We start from the raw sequence: 22,388 nt of genomic DNA, 5'->3' as shown, positions 1-22,388 counted from the left end.
TCAGTCGGCGGCGGGGGCGGCAGGAACCTGCTCGGCGAGCTTGTCGGCCAGGCGCACGAATGCGGCCAGGTCCAGTTGCTCGGGGCGCAGGCTGCCATCGACACCGGCGGCTTCGATCTCGGCAGCGGTCATCAATTGCTTGAGGGTGTTGCGCAGGGTCTTGCGACGCTGGTTGAAGGCTTCGCGAACGACACGCTCGAGCAGGCGATGATCCTTGGCCGGGTGCGGCAGTACCGCATGCGGCACCAGGCGGACGATGGCCGAGTCGACCTTTGGCGGCGGGTTGAAAGCGCCCGGGCCGACGTTGAACAGGTGTTCCACACGGCAGTGATACTGAACCATGATCGACAGACGACCCCAGTCGCCGCCACCCGGGCCTGCGGCCAGGCGCTCGACCACTTCCTTCTGCAACATGAAGTGCATGTCGCGAATGATGCCGGCGTTGTTCAACAGGTGGAAAATCAGCGGCGTCGAGATGTTGTACGGCAGGTTGCCGACCACGCGCAGGCTGTTCGGCGCGGCGTTGAGGGTTTTGAAGTCAAACTTCAGCGCATCGCCCTGATGCAGGTTGAAGTTGCTCTTGCCGGCAAACTGCTGGTTGAGGATCGGGATCAGGTCCTTGTCCAGCTCGACCACGTCGAGTTGCGCACCGGAGTTGAGGATGCCGGCGGTCAGCGCGCCCTGGCCCGGGCCGATTTCCAGCATGCGGTCGTCAGGCTTGGCGCTGATGGAGCGCAGGATGCGGTCGATGACGCCGGCGTCGTGCAGGAAGTTCTGGCCAAAGCGTTTGCGCGCCTTGTGTTGGTATTGCTCGGTCATAAACGGGTCTCGGCCATCTGGTAGGCGGTTTCCAGGGCGACCTGCAGGCTGCCGGTGTCGATCTTGCCGCTACCGGCCAGATCCAGGGCGGTGCCGTGATCGACCGAGGTGCGGATGATCGGCAGGCCAAGGGTAATGTTGACTGCGGCGCCGAAGCCTTTGTACTTCAGCACGGGCAGGCCCTGGTCGTGGTACATCGCCAGCACTGCGTCGCAGTGCTCCAGATATTTGGGGGTAAACAGAGTGTCGGCAGGCAGCGGGCCACGGAGGTCCATGCCCTCGCCGCGCAGGCGCTCTAAGGTAGGTTCGATGATGTCGATTTCTTCATGGCCCAGGTGTCCGCCTTCACCGGCGTGCGGGTTGAGCCCACAGACCAGGATGCGTGGCCGGGCGATGCCGAATTTGTCTTGCAGGTCGGCGTGCAGAATCCGCGTGACCCGCTCCAGCCGTTCCGGCGTAATTGCATCGGCAATCTCGCGCAGGGGCAGGTGAGTGGTGACCAGGGCTACGCGCAAACCGCGAGTAGCGAGCATCATCACCACTTGGGCGGTGTGGGTCAGGTCGGCGAGAAATTCCGTGTGTCCGGAGAACGGGATGCCGGATTCGTTGATCACGCCCTTGTGTACAGGGGCGGTGATCATCCCGGCGAAGTCGCCGTTCAGGCAGCCGTTGCCGGCGCGGGTCAGGGTTTCCAGAACGAAGGCAGCGTTGGCCTTATCCAGTTGCCCGGCAACCACGAGAGCGCTCAGCGGGGTGTCCCAGACGTACAGGCTGCCGGCCGCTGCTGGCGCATCCGGCCATTGACCGGGTGCCACTTCCAGCAAAGAGACGGCCAGCCCCAGCTGCGCGGCCCGCTCGGTGAGCAGGTCGCGGCTGGTGATGGCAATCAGGGGGTGTGGCTGGGCTTGCGAGGCGAGCAGCAGGCACAGGTCGGGACCGATGCCGGCTGGTTCGCCGGGTGTCAGCGCGAAACGCTTGGGTTTCACTGCGCTGCCTGGTCTGCACCAGGGAGTTTGATTTCTACGTAGGCTTCTTCACGAATCTGACGCAGCCAGTTTTGCAGCTCTTCATCGTATTTTTTGTTACGCAGAACATTCATTGCCTGTTGCTCGCGAGCCGACTCGGTGCTGTCGGTGGCGCGGCGGCCAAGGACTTCCAGCACGTGCCAACCGTACTGAGTCTGGAACGGCTTGGACAGCTGACCTTGTGGGGTCTTGGCCATCACTTCGCGGAATTCCGGTACCAGTGCGTTTGGATCGATCCAGTTCAGGTCACCACCGTTGAGCGCCGAACCCGGGTCTTCGGAGTAGTTCTTCGCCAGTTCAGCGAAGTCTTCACCGGCCAGGATGCGGTCATACAGCGACTGCACCAGGGCCTTGGTCTTGGCTTCGTCACGGATCGGGCTTGGCTTGACCAGGATGTGGCGCACATGCACCTCATCACGCATCTGCGCTTCGCCACCACGTTTGGCCAGCAACTTGAGGATGATGAAACCACCCGGAGTGCGTGCAGGCTGAGTGATGTCGCCAACCGCCATGCTGCTCAACTCGCGGTCGAACGGCGGTGGCAGTTGCGCAGCTTTACGCCAGCCCATGTCGCCGCCTTCCAGGGCGTTGTCGCTGCCGGATTTGGCAACGGCCATCTGACCGAAGTCGGCGCCTTGCTTGAGCTTCTGGTAAACGTCCATCGCCTGACGGTAAGCGCTCTGAATCGCATCAGAGTTGGCGCTTTCCGGTGTAGGAATCAGGATGTTGGCCAGGTGCAGTTCTTCGGACAGCTGCATCTTGCCCAGGTCGGAGGCGAGGAAGTTCTTCACTTCCTGCTCGGAGACCTGGATGCGCTCTGCCACACGACGCTGACGCACACGGCTGATGATCATCTCGCGCTTGATCTGGTCACGGGCGTCGTCATAGGACAAACCGTCGTGTGCCAGGGCGGCGCGGAATTGATCCACGGTCATGTTGTTGCGCTGGGCAATGGTGCCGACCGCCTGGTTCAGCTCTTCATCGGTAATGCGGATGCCGGAACGCTCGCCGATCTGCAGTTGCAGGTTTTCGACGATCAGGCGCTCGAGCACCTGCTGATCCAGCACGCCTGGAGGCGGCATGCCGCCGCCACGCTTGGCGATGGTCTGCTGAACTTCGTGGACGCGCTGGTCCAGTTGGCTCTGCATGACCACGTCGTTATCAACGATCGCGACCACTTTATCGATGGACTGTACTGCGGCGTTGGCCGCAGTACCCAGGAACAGCGCGCCCAGCAGCAGCGGGCGCAGAGAATCAGAAAGCTTGGTCTTCACGTTGACGATAACCTTGGATGCCTTTGTCGAGGAAGCTCTCTACCTTGGCGCCAGTCAGGCCGCCGAGTCCCTTCAGAACAATTTGGAGGAAGACGCCGTGGTCGCCTTTTTCGTTTTCCGGGGCGTTCTGACTGAATTCGTCATAGCTGACCCAGTAACGATTGATCAGGCGCAGTTTCCAGCAGCAGTTGTCGTATTCGAAACCACCGAAGGCTTCCAGCGTACGGTTGCGGTTGTAGTCGTACTGCCAGCGGCTGATCGCGCTCCACTGCGGAACGATCGGCCAGATGACCGAGAAGTCATGCTGCTGGATCTTGTAGTAGTCCTTCACGTAGCCAGGCTGGCCCGGCGTGCCGTAGTCGCCACCACCCACCGACCATTTACCGGTGTTCTGATCGTAACGAACCTGGTCGTTGCGATAGCGATAACCGACGTTGACCACCTTGTTCGGGTTGTCTTCAGGCTGGTAATGGAACATCGCGCTGCCGGAACGCGGGCTGCGGCTGTCCGGGTCCCAGTTGTAGTCGGCGGTGGTGCGCCAGTCACGGTTCCAGCGATATTCGTATTCCAGAGCGTACGGTGATACGTCGGACTGGGCATCTTTACGATCGTTGAACGCGATGCCTGGCAGTTGGACTTCACGATCCTTGAAGTAGTAAGCCTGGCCGACGCTGATGCGCTGACGCTCGAAACCGTCGTCTTCGATCCAGCGGCTGGTCACACCCAGCGACAGCTTGTTCTCGTCGCCGACGCGGTCGGAGCCGGAGAAGCGGTTGTCACGGAACAGCGACGCATAGTTGAAGGTGTATTCGCTGGTGTCGAATACCGGAATGTCTTCCTGATCAACCTTGGGTACATACAGGTAGAACAGACGCGGTTCCAGAGTCTGGCGATAGTTCTTGCCGAAGTACGACGTGTTGCGGTCGAAGTACAGGCCGCTGTCGACGCTGGCGATCGGTACGCCACGGCTCTGATTGCTGTCGAAGGTGCCGTTGAGTTTGTTCTGCTCGGCGGTTTGCGCAGCAATCTGGGACTTGCCGGTGCCGTCCAGATCCAGTTGATACTGGGTGTACTGGTACTTGAGCGATGGCTTCAGGAAACCATAGGTCCAGTTCATCGGCAGGCTGACGCCCGGCTTCAGGTTCAGACGATCGCCGTTGGCGCGCGCCAAGCCCTGAACGTTTGTATCCAGGCGAGGCGAGATGGTGCCGTCTTCATTGGTAAAGTTGCCGTTTTGCAGGTCGCGATCGAACCGAACAATCTCGGTCTCGTAATCGAAGTTCAAACCTTCCGGGTGATACGGCAGCTGACCGTCGAAGGTGATCTGTGGCAGACGGCCGTATGGCGTGATGTTCGAAACAGTAGCCAGTTGGTACTGCTGAGCGTTCAGGCGCGCGGTATAGCTGTCGCCTCGGTAAGTCACCGAACCCTGCTGGTTCACGAAGTCAGCGCTCTTCACACCGATCTGATCGGTGGTCAGATCCTGGAAGTAGTACGGATCGCTGATCTTGGTGTAGTCAACCTGAGTCATCACGCGGGAGTCGAGACCACCCTTGTGCTGCCAGTTGTACATGTAGCGATTCTTTTCGTAGTCGGACTGCTTGCTGCGATCGGTATCTTCGTCGTTCAGATACGCCGCACCAAACTGGCCTTCGCTGGACTTGGTCAGGTAACGGAACTCGCCTTCGACCAGCATGCCGCGTTTGCTCATGTAGCGCGGGTACAACGTGGCATCGTAGTTCGGCGCCAGGTTGAAGTAGTACGGGGTCACCAGCATGAAGCCGGTATCGCTGCCGGTGCCGATGGTCGGCGGCAGGAAGCCCGATTGGCGACGATCGTCGATCGGGAAGTAGATGTACGGCGTGTACAGGATCGGAATGTCCTTGACCCGCAGTGTCACGTTGGTCGCGGTACCGAAGCCGGTGGCAGGGTTCAGGGTGATGTTGTTGCCCTTGAGCTGCCAGGCGTTGCTGTTTGGTTCGCACGTGGTGTACGTGCCGTCCTTCAAGCGAATGATCGCGTTTTCGGCACGCTTGGCGTACAGCGCGTTACCGCGGATGCGCGATTTGTGCATCACGTATTCGGCGTTGTCGACCTTGGCTTCACCGGTGTCGAGCTGCACATCGGCGTGGTCGCCGACGATCAGTGCGCCGTTGTCGCGGATGCGCACGTCGCCGTTGAGTTCGGCGCGGCTCTCGGCCTGATACAGGCTGGCCTCGTCGGACTCGACCTGCATGCTGCCCTGACGCAGGACCACGTCGCCGGCCAGCGTACCCACCTGATCTTCGGTGTTGTAGCGCGAGGCCTTGGCGCCGATAAAGGTCGGTGCGTCACTTTTATTCGTCTTGTCATTCATGCCAGGACGAATTGGTTCGATATAGGAACCAGAGCAGTAAGGACCGGTCTCGGCCAATTGGGCGGCGGTGAGCTTCTCGCGCGGAACCCAGTCGAGGTGACTGTAGTCTTCGCTACGGGATTTCAGGCCGCGGCCTTTGGCTTCGGTGACCAGCACAGGCTTGGCGCCGGTGTCGGATGTGGAACCGTTCTGGGTCGGGGCTTCGCCGGCGGCGCTGACAGCGCTGCCGTCATGCACCGGACGCGGCGGCAATGCAGCTGCCGGCGTCTTGGGCGCACACGCCCAGCCACCCGTTGCCGAGACGGCGCAGTCATACTGCTCTGCGGCAACAACGAATTGACTGGCCAGAGGTTGCATAGCCAGCAGACTGCCGGTTACCAACAACGGAAATTTTTTACGAAACGCGGGGGATTTCAATGCCATCTTATTAGTCCGGGCTTCCTGCGTGCCATCTGCCCGCGGTGTGGGCCGCACGCCTCTCGATGGTCTGAAAAAGATGCTGGATAATAAAGCATGACCCGCTTGACGGCTAGCGCCGTCGGAGACCCTTGCAATGCCTGACCAAGATGTACGCTTGCAACACCTGAAAGTTTGGCTCGATGAGCAGTTGGCAATCCTGTTTGCAGATCAGGGCTGGGGCGCCGTGCCCCCGGCCACGTTGACCGCGGCCAGCAGCGACGCGAGTTTCCGCCGGTATTTCCGTTGGGAAGGCGCGGGTCGCAGTTTCGTCGTGATGGACGCGCCACCGCCCCAGGAAAACTGCAAACCGTTCGTGGATATCGCCTTTTTGCTGGCGAAATCCGGAATTAACGTGCCGAAAATTTATGCAGAAGACCTCGAACGCGGATTTCTTTTGCTCAATGATCTGGGCAACAAGACCTATCTGGACGTAATCGACAGCGAAAATGCCGACGCTTTGTTCAGCGATGCCCTGCAGGCGCTGTTGGCTTTTCAGCAATTGCCGATGGTCGCACCGCTGCCGAGTTACGACGTGGCGCTGCTGCGCCGCGAGCTGGAACTGTTCCCCGAGTGGTATGTGAAGCGCGAACTCGGCATCGAGTTCGACGCGGCACAGCAGCAACAATGGCAAGCCGTCAGCGATCTGCTGATCGACAGCGCCCTGGCCCAGCCGAAAGTGCTGGTGCACCGCGACTACATGCCGCGCAATCTGATGCTCAGCGAGCCGAATCCGGGCGTACTGGACTTTCAGGATGCGGTCTACGGCCCGGTCACCTACGACGTCACCTGCCTGTTCAAGGACGCCTTCCTCAGTTGGCCTGAAGAGCGCGTGCGTGGCTGGCTGGAAAGCTACTGGCAGCAAGCCTCGGCGCTGGACATCCCGGTGCAAGCGGATTTCGAAGACTTCCTGCGTGCCAGCGACCTGATGGGCGTACAACGCCACCTGAAAGTCATCGGCATCTTCGCCCGGATCTGTCATCGCGATGGCAAGCCGCGCTACCTGGCCGACGTGCCGCGTTTCTTCGCCTATATAGAAGCGGTGATCGCGCGCCGTCCTGAACTGGCGGATCTGCAGGCATTGCTCGCCAGTCTGCGTGGCGGAGTGAGCGCATGAAGGCGATGATTCTGGCGGCAGGCAAGGGCGAGCGCATGCGCCCGCTGACCCTGACCACCCCCAAGCCGCTGGTGCGTGCCGGCGGCGTGCCGTTGATCGAATATCACCTGCGCGCGCTGGCGGCGGCTGGTTACAGCGAGATCGTGATCAACCATGCCTGGCTCGGTCAGCAGATCGAAGATTACCTGGGCGACGGTTCGCAGTTCGGTGTGAGCATCCAGTACTCGCCGGAAGGTGAGCCGCTGGAAACCGGCGGCGGCATTTTCCGCGCCTTGCCGTTACTCGGTGACGATGCGTTCCTGGTGGTCAACGGCGATATCTGGACCGATTACGACTTCAGCGTGCTGCATCAACCGATCAACGGTCTGGCGCATCTCGTACTGGCGGACAACCCGGCTCATCATCCGACGGGCGATTTCACCCTGACTGACGGCCGGGTACAGGATGGCCAGCAAGGCGCGCAAACCCTGACCTACAGCGGCATCGCCGTGCTCCATCCGCAGTTGTTCGATGGCTGCGCGGACGGCGCATTCAAGCTCGCACCACTGCTGCGCAAAGCCATGGCTGACGGGCAGGTCAGCGGTGAGCGTCTGAAAGGTCACTGGGTGGATGTCGGTACGCATGAGCGTCTGGCCGAAGCTGAAGCATTGATAGAAGCGAGTCGTTGATATGTTGTGGCCAGGGACTCTGATTGGAGCCGGAGCGGGTTTTGCGATCGCCAGCATTCCGGGGGCCATGCTTGGGGCATTGTTGGGACAGGCGCTGGATCGGCGCCTGCACCTGCAAAGCTGGGGGCACTTGCGGGAAAAACTCGGCGGACGGCCGATGTTGCGCAACGACGAATTGCTGTTCGTGTTGCTCGGGCGTCTGGCCAAGAGTGATGGGCGAGTGACGGACGGCCATATCCAGCAGGCCCGCCATGAAATGAACGCCCTGGAAATGAGCGAGCCGGCACGGCGGCGGGCGATTGCTGCGTTCAATCGCGGCAAGTCCGGCGGCGACCGCCTGCGCGGTTATCTGCGCCGCCTGAGTGCTCAGCCGCATGCCGCCGAGGGCGTGTTGCGCGCCTGCTGGCGGATGGTCTGGGCCGACGGTCGTGCGGGCGTCAGTGAGCGTGAATTATTGGCGCAGTGGGGCAAGTGGCTGGGTTGGACAACCCACCAGATTCAGGCGCTGGCCAATGATTACGAGCCCAATAAACGGCCGATTGTCAGTGCCGCGGTGAGTTATCAGGAAGCGATGCGCCTGCTCGGGGTGTCGGCGACCAGCGAGCCGGCGCAGATCAAGCGCGCCTATCGCCGACTGCTCAGCCGTCATCACCCGGACAAGATCGCCGGCAGCGGCGCGACGCCGGAGCAGGTGCGTGAGGCGACCGAGAAAACCCGCGAGCTGCACAACGCGTTTACGTTGATTCGAGCGCGACGGGATTTTCGCTGATCGTTAGAAGTTAGTTGTTGATGAGGGCCTCTTCGCGAGCAGGCTCGCTCCCACACTGATCGCATTCCTACAGATGGAATGCATTCAAATGTGGGAGCGAGCCTGCTCGCGAATGGGGCGACTCGGTCTATCAGTCCGTCTTCTGCGGATTCAACCAGCCACGCACCCGCCGGAACAGCTGTTCCTGCTCAGCCTTTTTATCCGGTAACGCCTTGAGCGCCACCTGGCTGAAGGTCGAAGTCTTCAAGCGCTTGCTGGCCTGCATGCGCTCCAGCGCCGCGTTGCGATCCAGCGCCTTGTCCATGTAGTAAATGTCGGCGGTCGGCAACTTCAGGGTCGGCGTCAGCTCGGCCAGCTGTGGCTTGGCCTTGCTCGGCGTTTGCGCATCGACCATCACCAGTTTCTCGACCTGCGAACTCTGCCGCTCGCTGAGGAAGCGCGCCGCCCAGTAGGCGCCCGTGCCGTGACCGAGGACCACGATCCGGCGTGCGCTTTGTTGCTCGGCGTAGGCGATCGCCGCATCGATCCGCGCAAAGATCCGTTCGGCATCAGCTTTGGATTGTTCTTCAGTCGTTTCGGCGACCACCTGATCCGCCACTTCCGCTTCACCGCCCGCCGCCTGTTCGATCGGTTGCGCAGTGGTGGAATCCTTGCTGCCACTTTCCGGGGCTTTCGGCGCGGCGGCGGGCGCAATCACCCGCGGTGCGATGGCATCGCTTTGCAGATCCGGCAGGGTGATACTCAGGCTGCTCCACTCGACATCGGGCAATTTGCTGCGCAGTGGGCCGATCACTTGCGGCCAGTCAGCGGTTTCACCGGCGCCGGGGACGATAATCACCGCACCTTTGGGCTCGGCAGTGTTGGCCGGTTTCCACAGGGCGAGGAAAGTATCGGCGCCGGCCTGCAATTGCTGCTGTTCTTGTGCCGGGACTTTGCGTTCGAGTGCTGAGGCTTCTTCCTGACTACGCTCAAGCAGTGGCTGGCGTTCGGCCGGTTTTTCGGCGGCCGGTTGCTCGGCGGTGGAGGCAGGTGCCGGATCGGCGGCTTCGACGGAAAACGCACAAGGCAGGATCAGCGACAGGCACAATGCTGGCATTGCCAGGCGGTAGACAGAGGGCATCGGTTATTCCAGGCCAGAAAAGTATCCCGGCAGCCTAATGGGTTGGTCAGAATTTGTCAGTGCAAGAGACTTCAATGATGCGTTTTTGCTGCCTGTGGGTTATCGGCTGGTTGTGTTTTCCCTTGATGGGCTGGGCGGCGTCTGCGCCGGCGGCACATGCAGCGCTGTTGACGCCCGGCGAGCAGCAATGGCTGGCGCAGCACCGTGAGTTGCGCGTCGGTCTGGTATTGCAGGCACCGTACGCGCAATACGACCGGCGCTTGCAGCGCTTGTCCGGGGCCAATGTCGAATTGATGAAGGCGCTGGCCAAGACCCTGAACGTCGAGCTGAGCTGGCGCAATTTTCAGGATCTGGCGCAACTGGAAGACGCCGCCCGCGAAGGTGAAATCGACATCGCCCCGGGCCTGACCCAGACCCCGGGTGCGCTGCGCCTGTGGCTGTTTTCCGATCCCTACATGCGTGTGCCGCAACTGGTGGTCAGCGACCAGAAGAGCGGCGGCGTGGTCGAGCTGGAAAAGCTCGACAGCCTGTCCCGCGTCGCGGTGCGCATGCCCAGCGTCACCGCGGATTATTTGCGCAGCACCTATCCCCATCTGAATCTGCAAGGCGTGCCGCTGGAGCGTCAGGCACTGCAACTGTTGCTGACCCAACAAGCGTCCTACGCCGTGATAGATGAAGCGCAACTCGGGCGCTTGTCCGCCGAGCCGGAGTTCGCCGGGTTGGTGGTGGTCGGCGATATCGGCTTGCCGCAGCTGTTGCGGGTTGCCACGCGGCGCGACTGGCCGCAATTGGCCGGGATCATCGAAAGCGCCTTGCGAGCGATCCCGGCCAAGGATCTGGAGCGCCTGCACAACCAATGGCTGCAACCCAAGTACCCACGGCTCACGGAGTCGCCGGGGTTCTGGCAGAACCTCAGCCTGTTGTTTGCGGTGTTGTTGCTCAGTTGCCTGGCCATCGTTGTCTGGCAACGACGCCAGCAACACAGCCTCGAACAGCGTCTGCTGGCTGCACGTGAAGACATCGCCCTGCGCGCGGCCAGCGAAGAAGCCTTGCGCCTGACCCAGTTTTCCATCGACCAAAGCACCGTCGGCATTCTCTGGGTCAACTGGGATAGCCATGTGCGCTACGCCAACCGCGCTGCGGAGCACATGCTCGGTTATCCACAGGGCGCGCTGATCGAACGGCCGCTGATCGACTTCGAACCCGGCCTGCACATGGATCGCTGGCTCAACCTGTGGAAACGCGCGCGGGCCAGTGAAGAAGGGCCGCTGAGTTTTGAAACCAGTTGCGTGCGCGCCGATGGCAGCATCCTGCCGGCGGACGTCTCGCTGAGTTTTCTGCGTTTTCGCGACAGCGAGTATCTGGTGGTTTATCTCACCGACGTCACCGAGCGCCGCCGCGCCCTGGCCGCGTTGCAGGAAAGTGAAGCGCGCCTGCAAGGCATCGCCGCCAACGTACCGGGGCTGGTGTTTCGCCTGGAGCGGGCGCCGGTGACCGGGCAGATCGATTTCGCCTACATCAGCGAGGGCAGCGAGAGTCTGGTCGGCTATGCGCCGGCCGCCATCGCCCATCGCGACATGGGCTTGCGCAGTCTGGTGCACCCGGACGACAGGGCCAGTTACCACCAGACTCAGGATCAAGCGCTGGACACTGACAGTGACTGGTCGTGGCAGGGTCGCATCCTCACCCGTCAGGGCGAGCAGCGCTGGGCCGAGATCAAGGCAATCACCCGACAGCTGAAGGATGGCGCCTATGTCTGGGACGGCATCGTCTGGGACATCAGCGAAAGCAAACGTATCGAGCTGGAGCTTGCCGCCTCCCGCGAGCAACTGCGCGAATTGTCGGCGCACCTGGAGAGCGTGCGCGAAGAAGAGAAGGCGCGGATCGCCCGGGAAGTGCACGATGAACTGGGGCAGATGCTCACGGTGCTGAAGCTGGAAACCTCGATGTGCGAACTGGCCTACGCACAACTCGACCCGGGGCTGCACGAGCGCTTGAACAGCATGAAACGCCTGATCGCCCAGTTGTTCCAGCTGGTGCGTGATGTGGCGACGGCGTTGCGCCCGCCGATTCTCGATGCCGGGATTGCTTCAGCGATCGAGTGGCAGGCGCGGCGCTTCGAGGCGCGTACGCAGATTCCGTGTCTGGTGCAGGTGCCGGACAATCTGCCGGTGCTCAGCGATGCCAAGGCGATCGGGCTGTTCCGCATCCTGCAGGAGGCGCTGACCAACGTCATGCGCCATGCTCAGGCGCATACTGTGGAGCTGACACTGGCGCTGGAAGGCGACGAGTTGTGTCTGACGGTCAGCGACGATGGCGTAGGCTTTGTCGCTGCGGCGGATCGGCCGACGTCCTTTGGTTTGGTCGGTATGCGCGAGCGGGTGCTGATCATGGGCGGACGCTTGTTGCTTGAGAGTGAGCCGGGGGAGGGCACCAGTCTGAATGTTTGGGTGCCGGTGAATGAGGTTTGAAGGTTGTGGTGTTTGAGCTGACGCTATCGCGAGCAGGCTCGCTCCCACATTGCAATGCACTTCCCTGTGGGAGCGAGCCTGCTCGCGAATGACCTTGGCGCTGAATAAGAATAATGGAGAAGAATGTGATCCGTGTATTGGTAGCCGAAGACCACACCATCGTCCGTGAAGGCATCAAGCAATTGATCGGCCTGGCCAAGGATCTGCAAGTGGTGGGGGAGGCGAGCAATGGCGAGCAGCTCCTCGAAACCTTGCGCAGCGTGCCGTGTGAAGTGGTGTTGCTGGACATCTCGATGCCTGGCGTCAATGGGTTGGAGGCGATCCCGCGAATCCGTGCGCTGAACAATCCGCCGGCGATTCTGGTGTTGTCGATGCACGATGAGGCGCAAATGGCCGCCCGTGCGCTGAAGGTCGGCGCCGCGGGCTATGCCACCAAGGACAGCGATCCGGCGTTGCTGCTGACGGCGATTCGCAAAGTGGCGGCCGGCGGACGCTACATCGACCCGGAACTGGCCGACCGCATGGTCTTCGAAGTCGGCCTGACCGACACGCGTCCGTTGCATTCGCTGCTGTCCGAGCGTGAGTTCTCGGTGTTCGAGCGCCTGGCCCAGGGCGCCAACGTCAACGACATCGCCCAACAACTGGCGTTGAGCAGCAAGACCATCAGCACCCACAAGGCGCGGCTGATGCAGAAGCTCAACATCACCTCGCTGGCCGAGCTGGTCAAATACGCGATGGAGCACAAACTTCTCTAAAGATCACCGCAGTTAAAACTGTAGGAGTGAGCCTGCTCGCGATAGCGGTCTGTCAGGCAATACTTCAGTGACTGAGCCACCGCTATCGCGAGCAGGCTCACTCCTACAGGGGATCTTCATAGCGCCCGATATTGCGAGCATATCCATTAGCGACAACCGCTTTTGCTTGTTCTCGTGGCTTGCCGCTTGGTGCTCGTAGCTCGTTTGCCAAAACGCGCCATCCTTGTAGGGCAATCCCTACCCCCAACCTTCCATCCGGCTGAGGCGATTCTCTCCTGCGCCCCGATTTGCGTGGCTGGCGCCAGCCACTAGGCTTAATCCACAGCAGTTACCAATAACAAAGGTGTGGGTATGAGCCAGGTCGATTCAAACGCAGGGGCCAGTGACGTGCTGGTCAGCTTTCGTGGAGTGCAGAAGAGCTACGACGGCGAGAACCTGATCGTCAAAGACCTCAACCTGGACATTCGCAAAGGCGAGTTCCTGACCCTGCTCGGGCCGTCCGGCTCGGGCAAGACCACCAGCCTGATGATGCTCGCCGGGTTCGAAACCCCGACCGCCGGCGAAATCCTCCTGGCCGGCCGTGCAATCAACAACGTGCCGCCGCACAAGCGCGACATCGGCATGGTGTTCCAGAACTACGCGCTGTTCCCGCACATGACCGTGGCCGAGAATCTGGCCTTCCCGCTGACCGTACGTGGCCTGAACAAGAGCGACGTCAGCGACAAGGTCAAGAAAGTCCTGAGCATGGTCCAGCTCGACGCCTTCGCTTCGCGTTATCCGGCACAACTCTCCGGCGGTCAGCAGCAGCGTGTAGCGCTGGCCCGGGCGCTGGTGTTCGAACCGCAACTGGTGCTGATGGACGAACCGCTGGGCGCACTCGACAAGCAACTGCGCGAACACATGCAGATGGAGATCAAACACCTGCACCAGCGCCTCGGCGTGACCGTGGTCTATGTGACCCACGACCAGGGTGAAGCCCTGACCATGTCCGACCGCGTCGCCGTGTTTCATCAGGGCGAGATCCAGCAGATCGCGCCACCGCGCACGCTCTACGAAGAACCGAAAAACACTTTCGTCGCCAACTTCATCGGCGAGAACAACCGCCTCAACGGCCGACTGCTCAGCCAGAGCGGCGAGCGTTGCGTGGTCGAGTTGGGCCGGGGCGAGAAGGTCGAGGCGCTGGCGGTCAACGTCGGCCAGACCGGCGAACCGGTGACCCTGTCGATCCGTCCGGAGCGCGTCAGCCTCAACGGTTCGAGCGACCAATGCGTCAACCGCTTCTCAGGGAGGGTGGCGGAATTCATCTATCTGGGCGACCACGTCCGGGTGCGCCTGGAAGTCTGCGGCAAGACCGACTTCTTCGTGAAACAGCCGATTGCCGAGCTCGATCCAGCGCTCGCGGTCGGCGACGTGGTTCCGCTTGGCTGGCAGGTCGAGCACGTTCGCGCACTCGATCCTCTTCTAGAGGCGCACTAAGCGCCCCGGCAATACCAACACCAACCCTGCACGTGGAGAGAACAATAAATGTTGAGATCCCTGAAGTTCACCGCCCTGACCCTGGGCCTGATGGGTGCGGCCAGCGCTATGGCCGCCGGTCCCGATCTGACTGTGGTGTCGTTTGGCGGGGCGAACAAGGCGGCGCAAGTCAAAGCCTTCTACGCACCGTGGGAAGCGGCGGGCAACGGCAAGATCGTTGCCGGCGAGTACAACGGCGAAATGGCCAAGGTCAAAGCCATGGTCGACACCAAGAGCGTGTCGTGGGATCTGGTGGAAGTCGAATCGCCAGAGCTGTCCCGTGGTTGCGATGAAGACATGTTCGAACAGCTCGACCCGGCGCTGTTCGGCAAGACTGAAGACTACGTCAAAGGCGCGATTCAGCCATGCGGCGTGGGCTTCTTCGTCTGGTCGACCGTGCTCGCGTACAACGCCGACAAGCTGAAAACCGCGCCAACCAGTTGGGCCGATTTCTGGGACACCAAGAAATTCCCGGGCAAGCGTGGCCTGCGCAAAGGCGCCAAGTACACCCTGGAATTCGCGCTGATGGCCGACGGTGTTGCACCGAAGGACGTTTATAAAGAGCTGGCGAGCAAGGGAGGGCAGGATCGCGCGTTCAAGAAACTCGATGAACTCAAGCCGAGCATTCAGTGGTGGGAAGCCGGCGCGCAACCACCGCAATACCTTGCTTCCGGTGACGTGGTCATGAGCTCGGCCTACAACGGTCGCATCGCCGCCGTGCAGAAAGAATCCAACCTGAAAGTGGTGTGGAACGGCGGCATCTACGACTTCGATGCGTGGGCCATCCCGAAAGGTCTGGACGCCAAGCGCGCCGAAGCGGCGAAGAAATTCATCGCCTACTCGGTTCAGCCGCAGCAACAGAAGACCTACTCGGAAAACATCGCCTACGGCCCGGCCAACACCCAAGCCGTACCGCTGCTGAGCAAGGACGTGCTGAAAGACATGCCAACCACCCCGGAAAACATCGCCAACCAGGTGCAGATCGACGTCAGCTTCTGGGCTGACAACGGCGAGCAACTGGAGCAGCGCTTCAATTCCTGGGCTGCGAAGTAATCCGAGAGCTTGCTCTCCTGTGGGAGCGGGCTTGCTCGCGAAAGCATCAGCACATTCAACATTGATGTCGACTGATGCGCCGCCTTCGCGAGCAAGCCCGCTCCCACATCTGGATTTGTGTGCATCAATCGATCGAGGTGGTTCGCCACCTCTGTAACGATCAAAGATTTGCGGAGTACGTCATGGCCATCGCCGTTCCCCTGAACGAGGGCGCCAGCCCCACCTTGAAGCAGAAGCTCAAGCGCGCCGAGCGGGTCAACCGCTGGAAGGCCCAGGCGTTGATTGCGCCGCTGGTGCTGTTTCTGTTGCTGGTGTTTCTGGTGCCGATCGTGGCGCTGCTCTACAAAAGCGTCGGCAACCCGGAAGTGGTCGGCGGCATGCCGCGCACCGTGGCGGCCATCGCCAGTTGGGACGGCCGTGGCCTGCCCGCTGAACCGGTGTACAAAGCGGCCGGCGAAGATCTCGCCGAAGCCCGCAAAAACCAGACGCTGGGCGATCTGTCCAAGCGCTTGAACATGGAGTTGGCCGGCTATCGCAGCCTGCTGACCAAAACCGCCCGGGCGCTGCCCTTCGCCAGCGAACCGGCCTCCTATAAAGAAGCCCTCGAAGCGCTCGATGAGCGTTGGGGCGATCCGGCCTACTGGCAAGCGGTCAAACGCAACACCAGCAGCATCACGCCTTACTACCTGCTGGCGGCGGTGGATCACCGTATCGATGATCTCGGCGAACTGGCCCCGGCCACCCCGGATCAGGCGATCTACCTCGACATCTTCGCCCGCACGTTCTGGATGGGCCTGATCATCACCGTGATCTGCCTGCTCCTCGCCTATCCACTGGCCTACCTGCTGGCGAACCTGCCATCACGGCAGAGCAACCTGCTGATGATTCTGGTGCTGTTGCCGTTCTGGACCTCGATTCTGGTGCGGGTCGCGGCGTGGATCGTGTTGCTGCAATCGGGCGGGCTGATCAACAGCGCACTGATGGCGATGGGCATCATTGATAAGCCGCTGGAGCTGGTGTTCAACCGCACCGGGGTCTACATCTCGATGGTGCACATCCTGCTGCCGTTCATGATCCTGCCGATCTACAGCGTGATGAAAGGCATCTCGCCGACCTACATGCGCGCCGCCATCTCGCTGGGCTGCCATCCGTTCGCCAGTTTCTGGCGGGTGTATTTCCCGCAGACTTATGCCGGCGTCGGTGCCGGTTGCCTGTTGGTGTTCATCCTCGCCATCGGCTACTACATCACCCCGGCGCTGCTCGGCAGCCCGAACGATCAGATGGTCAGTTACTTCGTCGCGTTCTACACCAACACCAGCATCAACTGGGGCATGGCCACTGCACTGGGCGGCCTGTTGCTGCTGGCGACCGTGGTGCTTTATCTGATCTACAGCTGGCTGGTGGGCGCCAGTCGCCTGCGTCTGAGCTAAGGGGAATTTGAAATGCTGAGTCCTTACATGTCGCCCATCGAACGGGTGTGGTTCTACAGCTTGCGGATCCTCTGCGGCCTGATCCTGCTGTTCCTGATTCTGCCGGTGCTGGTGATCGTGCCGCTGTCGTTCAACTCCGGCAGTTTCCTGGTGTATCCGCTGCAGGGCTTTTCGCTGCAGTGGTATCACGACTTCTTCGCTTCGGCAGAGTGGATGCGCGCGCTGAAGAACAGCATCATCGTCGCCCCGGCGGCCACGGTACTGGCGATGGTCTTCGGCACGCTGGCGGCGATCGGCCTGACACGTGGCGACTTCCCCGGCAAATCCCTGGTGATGGCGCTGGTGATTTCGCCGATGGTGGTGCCGGTGGTGATCATTGGTGTGGCGAGTTATCTGTTCTTCGCACCGCTGGGACTGGGCAATAGCTTCTTCTCGCTGATCGTGGTGCACGCGGTGTTGGGTGTGCCGTTCGTGATCATCACCGTGTCGGCAACGTTGCAGGGGTTCAACCACAATCTGGTGCGGGCGGCGGCCAGCCTTGGCGCTTCGCCATTGACCACGTTCCGTCGGGTGACCCTGCCGTTGATTGCGCCGGGGGTGATTTCCGGGGCGTTGTTCGCCTTTGCCACTTCGTTCGATGAAGTGGTGGTGACGCTGTTCCTCGCCGGCCCCGAGCAAGCGACCTTGCCACGGCAGATGTTCAGCGGCATTCGCGAGAACCTCAGTCCGACGATTGCGGCGGCGGCAACCTTGCTGATCGCCTTCTCTGTCATCCTGCTGTTAACCCTTGAATGGCTGCGCGGTCGTAGCGAGAAACTGCGTACCGCGCAGGTCTGACGCCGTACACGGTCAAAACTGTAGGAGGGGGCTTGCTCCCGAAAGCGGTGGATCAGTTGAAGTTGATGTCGACTGACACACCGCTTTCGGGAGCAAGCCCCCTCCCACAAGGATTTGTGTTGTATGCGAAGTTTTTTGTCATTCATGGGGTGAATGCCAGACAACCTCAAAACCCCAGCTAACCTTGTGCTCAGCTCCCACATCTATAAGAGGCTGCGCACGATGAGTCTGTCCCAGTTCAAAATCGCTCACAAACTGATTACCGGCGCCGGGGCCATCGAGCAACTGGCCGCCGAACTCACCCGCCTCGACATCGACAACCCGCTGATCGTCACCGACGCCGCGCTGGTCAAGTCCGGCACCGTGGAGCTGGCGCTGTGCCAATTGGGCGGGCGCGAGTACGAGATTTTTGACCGGGTGCTACCGGACCCGGAAATCGCCATCGTCGAAGATTGCATGCGCGTGTATCGCGAGGGCGGGCATGACGGCTTGATCGGTCTCGGCGGCGGCAGTGCCATCGACATCGCCAAGAGTGTCGCCGCGTATGCCGGATACCACGGTGCGCTGGAGGACCTGTTCGGCGTCGATCAGGTGCCGCGTAAAGGCCCGCCGCTGATCGCTATCCCGACCACCGCCGGCACAGGCTCGGAAGTGACCAACGTCGCCATCCTCTCCGACAAGGTCGCGCAACTGAAGAAAGGCATCGTCAGCGACTACCTGTTGCCGGACGTGGCGCTGGTCAGTCCGCAAATGACCCTGACCTGTCCGCGCAGCGTCACCGCCGCCAGTGGTGTTGATGCGCTGGTGCATGCCATCGAATCCTATCTGTCGGTCAACGCTTCGCCGATCACCGACTCGCTGGCGCTCGGCGCAATCAGGTTGATTGCCAGGTCGCTGCCCAAGGCCTACGCCAATGGCGCCAATCTGCAGGCCCGTGAGGACATGGCCACCGCCAGCCTGATGGCCGGGATGGCGTTCGGCAATGCCGGGGTCGGCGCGGTGCATGCGTTGGCCTATCCGTTGGGCGGGCGTTTCAACATCGCCCATGGCGTGAGTAATGCCTTGTTGCTGCCGTATGTCATGACCTGGAACAAGATGGCCTGCGTCGAGCGCATGCAGGATATCGCCGAGGCCATGGGGGTGAAGACCGTTCATCTGAGCGCCACCGAGGCGGCGGACAAAGCCGTGCAGGCAATGACCGAACTGTGCGCGGCGGTGGAAATTCCGGCCGGGCTGCGCAGTTTCGGTGTGCCGGAAGAGGCGATCCCGGCCATGGCCGTGGAGGCCGCGGGAATCGAGCGTTTGATGCGCAACAACCCGCGCAAGCTCAGCGCTGCGGATATCGAGAAGATCTACCGAGCGGCGTACTGATCATCGCGGTCACGGTGCGCGCACGGAAACTTGAGGTATACAATGCGCGCCATCGTGATTTAGCTCAGAAAAGGTGCGTCATGCAGCCCTTCGTAATTGCTCCGTCGATTCTCTCCGCCGACTTCGCCCGCCTCGGCGAGGAAGTGGACAATGTTCTGGCCGCCGGTGCCGACTTCGTCCACTTCGATGTCATGGACAACCACTACGTGCCGAACCTGACCATCGGCCCGATGGTTTGCGCGGCACTGCGCAAGTACGGCATCACCGCGCCGATCGACGCGCACCTGATGGTCAGCCCGGTGGATCGCATCGTTGGCGACTTCATCGAGGCGGGCGCGACCTACATCACTTTCCACCCGGAAGCCACGCTGCACGTCGATCGTTCGCTGCAACTGATTCGTGAAGGCGGCTGCAAATCCGGCCTGGTGTTCAATCCGGCGACCCCGCTGGACGTGCTCAAGTACGTGATCGACAAGGTCGACATGGTCTTGCTGATGAGCGTCAACCCGGGCTTCGGCGGGCAGAAGTTCATTCCTGGCACCCTCGACAAACTGCGCGAAGCACGGGCGATCATTGATGCTTCGGGGCGCGACATCCGTCTGGAAATCGACGGCGGCGTCAACGTCAACAACATCCGCGAAATCGCGGCCGCTGGCGCTGACACCTTTGTGGCCGGTTCGGCGATCTTCAATGCACCGAACTATCAGGAAGTCATCGACAAGATGCGTTCCGAATTGGCGCTGGCGCGCCCATGAGCGGTTTTGAGCAGCTGTTCCCGGGGCAACTGCCACGGTTGGTGATGTTCGATCTGGATGGCACGTTGATCGACTCGGTTCCCGACCTGGCGGCGGCGGTGGACACCATGCTGCTCTCCCTCGGCCGCAAGCCTGCCGGCATCGAGGCGGTGCGCGAGTGGGTCGGCAATGGCGCACCGGTGCTGGTGCGCCGGGCGCTGGCCGGTGGCATCGATCATTCGGCGGTGGATGACGTCGAGGCCGAGCACGCGCTGGAAGTATTCATGGAAGCCTATGGCGCGAGCCACGAGTTGACCGTGGTCTATCCCGGCGTACGCGACACTCTCAAATGGCTGCACAAACAGGGCGTGGCCATGGCATTGATCACCAACAAGCCGGAGCGTTTTGTCGCGCCGCTGCTGGATCAGATGAAGATCGGCCGCTACTTCAAGTGGATCATCGGCGGCGACACCCTGCCGCAAAAAAAACCCGACCCGGCGGCACTGTTCTTCGTGATGAAGATGGCCAACATTCCTGCCTCGCAATCGCTGTTCGTCGGCGATTCGCGCAGCGACGTGCTGGCGGCGAAAGCGGCGGGGGTCAAGTGCGTGGCGCTGAGCTACGGCTACAACCACGGTCGACCGATTGCCGAGGAATCCCCGGCACTGGTGATCGACGATCTGCGCAAGCTAATTCCCGGTTGCCTCGGTACAGCCGCTGAGATAACGTTGCCCGACGCTTCTCAATCCCATTCTGGAAACGCCATCGTGGTGGTCACCCGCAAACTCTGGATGAAAGTCATCAAGGCCCTGGCCCGCTGGCGTTGGCGCGCCTGACTGATGCCTGGCCGGCTTGCCGGCGCGTTTGCACACCTGACTGATTTGCCCCTCACACCACGAGGCACCCCATGATCCGCGAAGAATTCCTGCGCCTGGCCGCTGACGGCTACAACCGCATTCCGTTGGCCTGCGAAACCCTGGCCGACTTCGACACCCCGCTGTCGATCTACCTGAAACTGGCCGACCAGCCCAACTCCTACCTGCTCGAATCGGTGCAGGGCGGCGAGAAATGGGGCCGTTACTCGATCATCGGCCTGCCGTGCCGCACCGTACTGCGGGTGCATGACCATCACGTAAGCATCACAGTCGATGGCGTCGAGACCGAAAGCCATGACGTCGAAGACCCGCTGGCCTTCGTCGAAACCTTCAAGGCCCGCTACAACGTGCCGAGCATCGCCGGTCTGCCGCGTTTCAACGGTGGCTTGGTCGGTTATTTCGGTTATGACTGCGTGCGCTATGTCGAGAAGCGTCTGGGCAAATGCCCGAACCCGGATCCACTGGGCGTGCCGGACATTCTGCTAATGGTGTCCGATGCGGTAGTGGTGTTCGACAACCTCGCCGGCAAGATGCACGCGATTGTCCTCGCTGACCCGGCGCAAGCCGATGCTTACGAGCAGGGGCAGGCGCAATTGCAGGCACTGCTGGAGAAACTGCGCCAGCCGATCACCCCGCGCCGTGGCCTGGATTTCAGCAAGCAACAAGCGGCTGACCCGGTATTCCGCTCCAGTTTTACTCAGGACGATTACGAAAAAGCCGTCGACACCATCAAGGAATACATCCTCGCGGGCGATTGCATGCAGGTCGTGCCGTCGCAGCGCATGTCGATCGATTTCAAGGCTGCGCCGATCGATCTGTACCGCGCCCTGCGTTGCTTCAACCCGACGCCGTACATGTACTTCTTCAACTTCGGCGACTTCCACGTCGTCGGCAGTTCGCCGGAAGTGCTGGTGCGGGTCGAAGACAACCTGATCACCGTGCGCCCGATTGCCGGCACGCGGCCGCGTGGCGCTACCGAAGAAGCGGATCTGGCGCTGGAAGAAGATCTGCTGTCGGACGACAAGGAGATCGCCGAGCACTTGATGCTGATCGATCTGGGTCGTAACGACACTGGCCGGGTTTCGGAAATCGGTTCGGTGAAGCTCACCGAGAAAATGGTCATCGAGCGTTATTCCAACGTGATGCACATCGTCTCCAACGTCACCGGCCAATTGAAGGCCGGGCTGACGGCGATGGACGCGTTGCGGGCGATTCTGCCGGCGGGCACCTTGTCTGGCGCGCCGAAGATCCGCGCGATGGAAATCATCGATGAACTGGAACCGGTCAAGCGTGGCGTGTATGGCGGCGCGGTCGGTTACTTCGCCTGGAACGGCAACATGGACACCGCGATTGCGATTCGTACCGCGGTGATCAAGAACGGCGAACTGCACGTGCAGGCCGGTGGCGGCATCGTTGCCGATTCGGTGCCGGCGCTGGAATGGGAAGAAACCCTGAACAAGCGTCGGGCGATGTTCCGTGCCGTGGCATTGGCCGAGCAAACCCCGGAAAGCTGAGTCCACACAGTCTCCCTGTGGGAGCGAGCTTGCTCGCGAATACGGGCTGGCATTCAAAATGGATGTCGGCTGATACACCGCTTTCGCGAGCAAGCCCGCTCCCACATTGTGTTGTGATCAGCCATAAAAAACGAGGCGCCCGTGGGGGGGGCCCGGGTTTTTTTGCCTCAGAGCAAAAAATAGCAAAGGACCCCCCCCTTCCCCCCCCCCTGGCGAAGAGCAATACCTC

General features: G+C 61.3%; 18 protein-coding genes. 13 read left to right on the top strand and 5 right to left on the bottom strand.

Features of this window, described 5'->3' with window-relative positions; genetic code table 11:
- Genes rsmA through LVD08_RS26185 form a run of 4 tightly spaced genes read right to left on the bottom strand, consistent with a single transcriptional unit; the run spans position 1 to position 5,897 of the window.
- A complete protein-coding gene (rsmA, locus tag LVD08_RS26200; protein ID WP_247269636.1) occupies positions 1–819 on the bottom strand; it encodes a 16S rRNA (adenine(1518)-N(6)/adenine(1519)-N(6))-dimethyltransferase RsmA in 819 nt (272 codons plus the stop codon).
- Positions 816–1,805: a 4-hydroxythreonine-4-phosphate dehydrogenase PdxA gene (gene pdxA / locus LVD08_RS26195; protein WP_247269635.1), complete on the bottom strand. Its 990-nt coding sequence runs from the start codon at positions 1,803–1,805 to the stop codon at positions 816–818. The genes rsmA and pdxA overlap by 4 nt, the downstream gene beginning before the upstream one ends.
- Complete coding sequence (gene surA, locus LVD08_RS26190) at positions 1,802–3,118, bottom strand: peptidylprolyl isomerase SurA (protein WP_183785569.1); 1,317 nt, start codon at positions 3,116–3,118, stop codon at positions 1,802–1,804. Before surA ends, pdxA begins: the two co-directional genes overlap by 4 nt.
- Complete coding sequence (locus LVD08_RS26185; RefSeq protein WP_247269634.1) at positions 3,099–5,897, bottom strand: LPS-assembly protein LptD; 2,799 nt, start codon at positions 5,895–5,897, stop codon at positions 3,099–3,101. Before LVD08_RS26185 ends, surA begins: the two co-directional genes overlap by 20 nt.
- A gap of 130 nt (positions 5,898–6,027) precedes the next feature.
- Here LVD08_RS26185 and LVD08_RS26180 point away from each other — a divergent pair, with 130 nt between their 5' ends.
- From LVD08_RS26180 to LVD08_RS26170, 3 genes are read left to right on the top strand one after another with little or no spacing between them, the layout of a single operon-like run.
- Positions 6,028–7,047, top strand: a complete 1,020-nt coding sequence (locus LVD08_RS26180; protein ID WP_027610722.1) for an aminoglycoside phosphotransferase family protein — start codon at positions 6,028–6,030, stop codon at positions 7,045–7,047.
- Entirely contained in the window at positions 7,044–7,715 is a 672-nt protein-coding gene (gene murU, locus LVD08_RS26175; RefSeq protein WP_247269633.1) for an N-acetylmuramate alpha-1-phosphate uridylyltransferase MurU, read from the top strand. Before LVD08_RS26180 ends, murU begins: the two co-directional genes overlap by 4 nt.
- 1 nt (position 7,716) lies before the next feature.
- Positions 7,717–8,484 (top strand): TerB family tellurite resistance protein, encoded by a 768-nt coding sequence (locus LVD08_RS26170; RefSeq protein WP_247269632.1) that lies wholly within the window; start codon positions 7,717–7,719, stop codon positions 8,482–8,484.
- A 130-nt stretch (positions 8,485–8,614) separates the two neighbouring features.
- Here LVD08_RS26170 and LVD08_RS26165 read toward each other — a convergent pair whose 3' ends face one another.
- Positions 8,615–9,604, bottom strand: a complete 990-nt coding sequence (locus LVD08_RS26165; protein WP_247269631.1) for an alpha/beta hydrolase family protein — start codon at positions 9,602–9,604, stop codon at positions 8,615–8,617.
- Between the two features lie 74 nt (positions 9,605–9,678).
- On the opposite strand from LVD08_RS26165, the gene LVD08_RS26160 reads away from it, so the two are divergent.
- The 10 genes from LVD08_RS26160 (at position 9,679) to trpE (ending at position 22,159) form a co-directional block, all read left to right on the top strand.
- On the top strand, positions 9,679–12,075 hold the full coding sequence (locus LVD08_RS26160) for a PAS domain-containing sensor histidine kinase (RefSeq protein ID WP_247269630.1): 2,397 nt from the start codon (positions 9,679–9,681) through the stop codon (positions 12,073–12,075).
- A 125-nt stretch (positions 12,076–12,200) separates the two neighbouring features.
- Positions 12,201–12,830 (top strand): response regulator, encoded by a 630-nt coding sequence (locus LVD08_RS26155; protein WP_003228820.1) that lies wholly within the window; start codon positions 12,201–12,203, stop codon positions 12,828–12,830.
- A gap of 351 nt (positions 12,831–13,181) precedes the next feature.
- Complete coding sequence (locus tag LVD08_RS26150) at positions 13,182–14,306, top strand: ABC transporter ATP-binding protein (protein ID WP_007966453.1); 1,125 nt, start codon at positions 13,182–13,184, stop codon at positions 14,304–14,306.
- 48 nt (positions 14,307–14,354) lie between these two features.
- A complete protein-coding gene (locus LVD08_RS26145) occupies positions 14,355–15,398 on the top strand; it encodes an ABC transporter substrate-binding protein (RefSeq protein ID WP_027610727.1) in 1,044 nt (347 codons plus the stop codon).
- A 182-nt stretch (positions 15,399–15,580) separates the two neighbouring features.
- Positions 15,581–16,828 carry an ABC transporter permease gene (locus LVD08_RS26140; RefSeq protein WP_027610728.1) on the top strand — a complete coding sequence of 416 codons (1,248 nt, stop codon included), beginning with the start codon at positions 15,581–15,583 and terminating at the stop codon, positions 16,826–16,828.
- A 12-nt stretch (positions 16,829–16,840) separates the two neighbouring features.
- Positions 16,841–17,665: an ABC transporter permease gene (locus tag LVD08_RS26135; RefSeq protein ID WP_247269629.1), complete on the top strand. Its 825-nt coding sequence runs from the start codon at positions 16,841–16,843 to the stop codon at positions 17,663–17,665.
- Between the two features lie 222 nt (positions 17,666–17,887).
- Entirely contained in the window at positions 17,888–19,036 is a 1,149-nt protein-coding gene (locus LVD08_RS26130) for an iron-containing alcohol dehydrogenase (RefSeq protein WP_247269628.1), read from the top strand.
- A gap of 80 nt (positions 19,037–19,116) precedes the next feature.
- Positions 19,117–19,791, top strand: a complete 675-nt coding sequence (rpe, locus tag LVD08_RS26125) for a ribulose-phosphate 3-epimerase (RefSeq protein WP_003228808.1) — start codon at positions 19,117–19,119, stop codon at positions 19,789–19,791.
- Positions 19,788–20,606, top strand: coding sequence for a phosphoglycolate phosphatase (locus tag LVD08_RS26120; RefSeq protein WP_047296963.1), 819 nt, complete (start codon positions 19,788–19,790; stop codon positions 20,604–20,606). The genes rpe and LVD08_RS26120 overlap by 4 nt, the downstream gene beginning before the upstream one ends.
- A gap of 71 nt (positions 20,607–20,677) precedes the next feature.
- Positions 20,678–22,159 (top strand): anthranilate synthase component I, encoded by a 1,482-nt coding sequence (gene trpE, locus LVD08_RS26115; RefSeq protein ID WP_247269627.1) that lies wholly within the window; start codon positions 20,678–20,680, stop codon positions 22,157–22,159.
- Positions 22,160–22,388 lie beyond the last annotated feature (229 nt).

It is taken from the genome of Pseudomonas sp. YL2, from assembly GCF_023063025.1.
In the GTDB taxonomy this organism is placed as follows: domain Bacteria; phylum Pseudomonadota; class Gammaproteobacteria; order Pseudomonadales; family Pseudomonadaceae; genus Aquipseudomonas; species Aquipseudomonas putida_A.
The sequence above is the reverse complement of the archived record's forward strand: the minus strand, read 5'-3'. Positions and strand labels throughout refer to the sequence as shown.

Bases quoted from the DNA above. Each gene is read 5' to 3' on its own strand.
- LVD08_RS26130 (WP_247269628.1), top strand. From the start codon at position 17,888: ATGAGTCTGTCCCAGTTCAAAATCGCTCACAAACTGATTACCGGCGCC.
- rpe (WP_003228808.1), top strand. From the start codon at position 19,117: ATGCAGCCCTTCGTAATTGCTCCGTCGATTCTCTCCGCCGACTTCGCC.
- murU (WP_247269633.1), top strand. From the start codon at position 7,044: ATGAAGGCGATGATTCTGGCGGCAGGCAAGGGCGAGCGCATGCGCCCG.
- LVD08_RS26160 (WP_247269630.1), top strand. From the start codon at position 9,679: ATGATGCGTTTTTGCTGCCTGTGGGTTATCGGCTGGTTGTGTTTTCCC.
- LVD08_RS26120 (WP_047296963.1), top strand. From the start codon at position 19,788: ATGAGCGGTTTTGAGCAGCTGTTCCCGGGGCAACTGCCACGGTTGGTG.
- LVD08_RS26185 (WP_247269634.1), bottom strand. From the start codon at position 5,897: ATGGCATTGAAATCCCCCGCGTTTCGTAAAAAATTTCCGTTGTTGGTA.
- LVD08_RS26170 (WP_247269632.1), top strand. From the start codon at position 7,717: ATGTTGTGGCCAGGGACTCTGATTGGAGCCGGAGCGGGTTTTGCGATC.
- LVD08_RS26150 (WP_007966453.1), top strand. From the start codon at position 13,182: ATGAGCCAGGTCGATTCAAACGCAGGGGCCAGTGACGTGCTGGTCAGC.
- trpE (WP_247269627.1), top strand. From the start codon at position 20,678: ATGATCCGCGAAGAATTCCTGCGCCTGGCCGCTGACGGCTACAACCGC.
- LVD08_RS26140 (WP_027610728.1), top strand. From the start codon at position 15,581: ATGGCCATCGCCGTTCCCCTGAACGAGGGCGCCAGCCCCACCTTGAAG.
- LVD08_RS26145 (WP_027610727.1), top strand. From the start codon at position 14,355: ATGTTGAGATCCCTGAAGTTCACCGCCCTGACCCTGGGCCTGATGGGT.
- rsmA (WP_247269636.1), bottom strand. From the start codon at position 819: ATGACCGAGCAATACCAACACAAGGCGCGCAAACGCTTTGGCCAGAAC.
- LVD08_RS26180 (WP_027610722.1), top strand. From the start codon at position 6,028: ATGCCTGACCAAGATGTACGCTTGCAACACCTGAAAGTTTGGCTCGAT.
- LVD08_RS26165 (WP_247269631.1), bottom strand. From the start codon at position 9,604: ATGCCCTCTGTCTACCGCCTGGCAATGCCAGCATTGTGCCTGTCGCTG.
- LVD08_RS26135 (WP_247269629.1), top strand. From the start codon at position 16,841: ATGCTGAGTCCTTACATGTCGCCCATCGAACGGGTGTGGTTCTACAGC.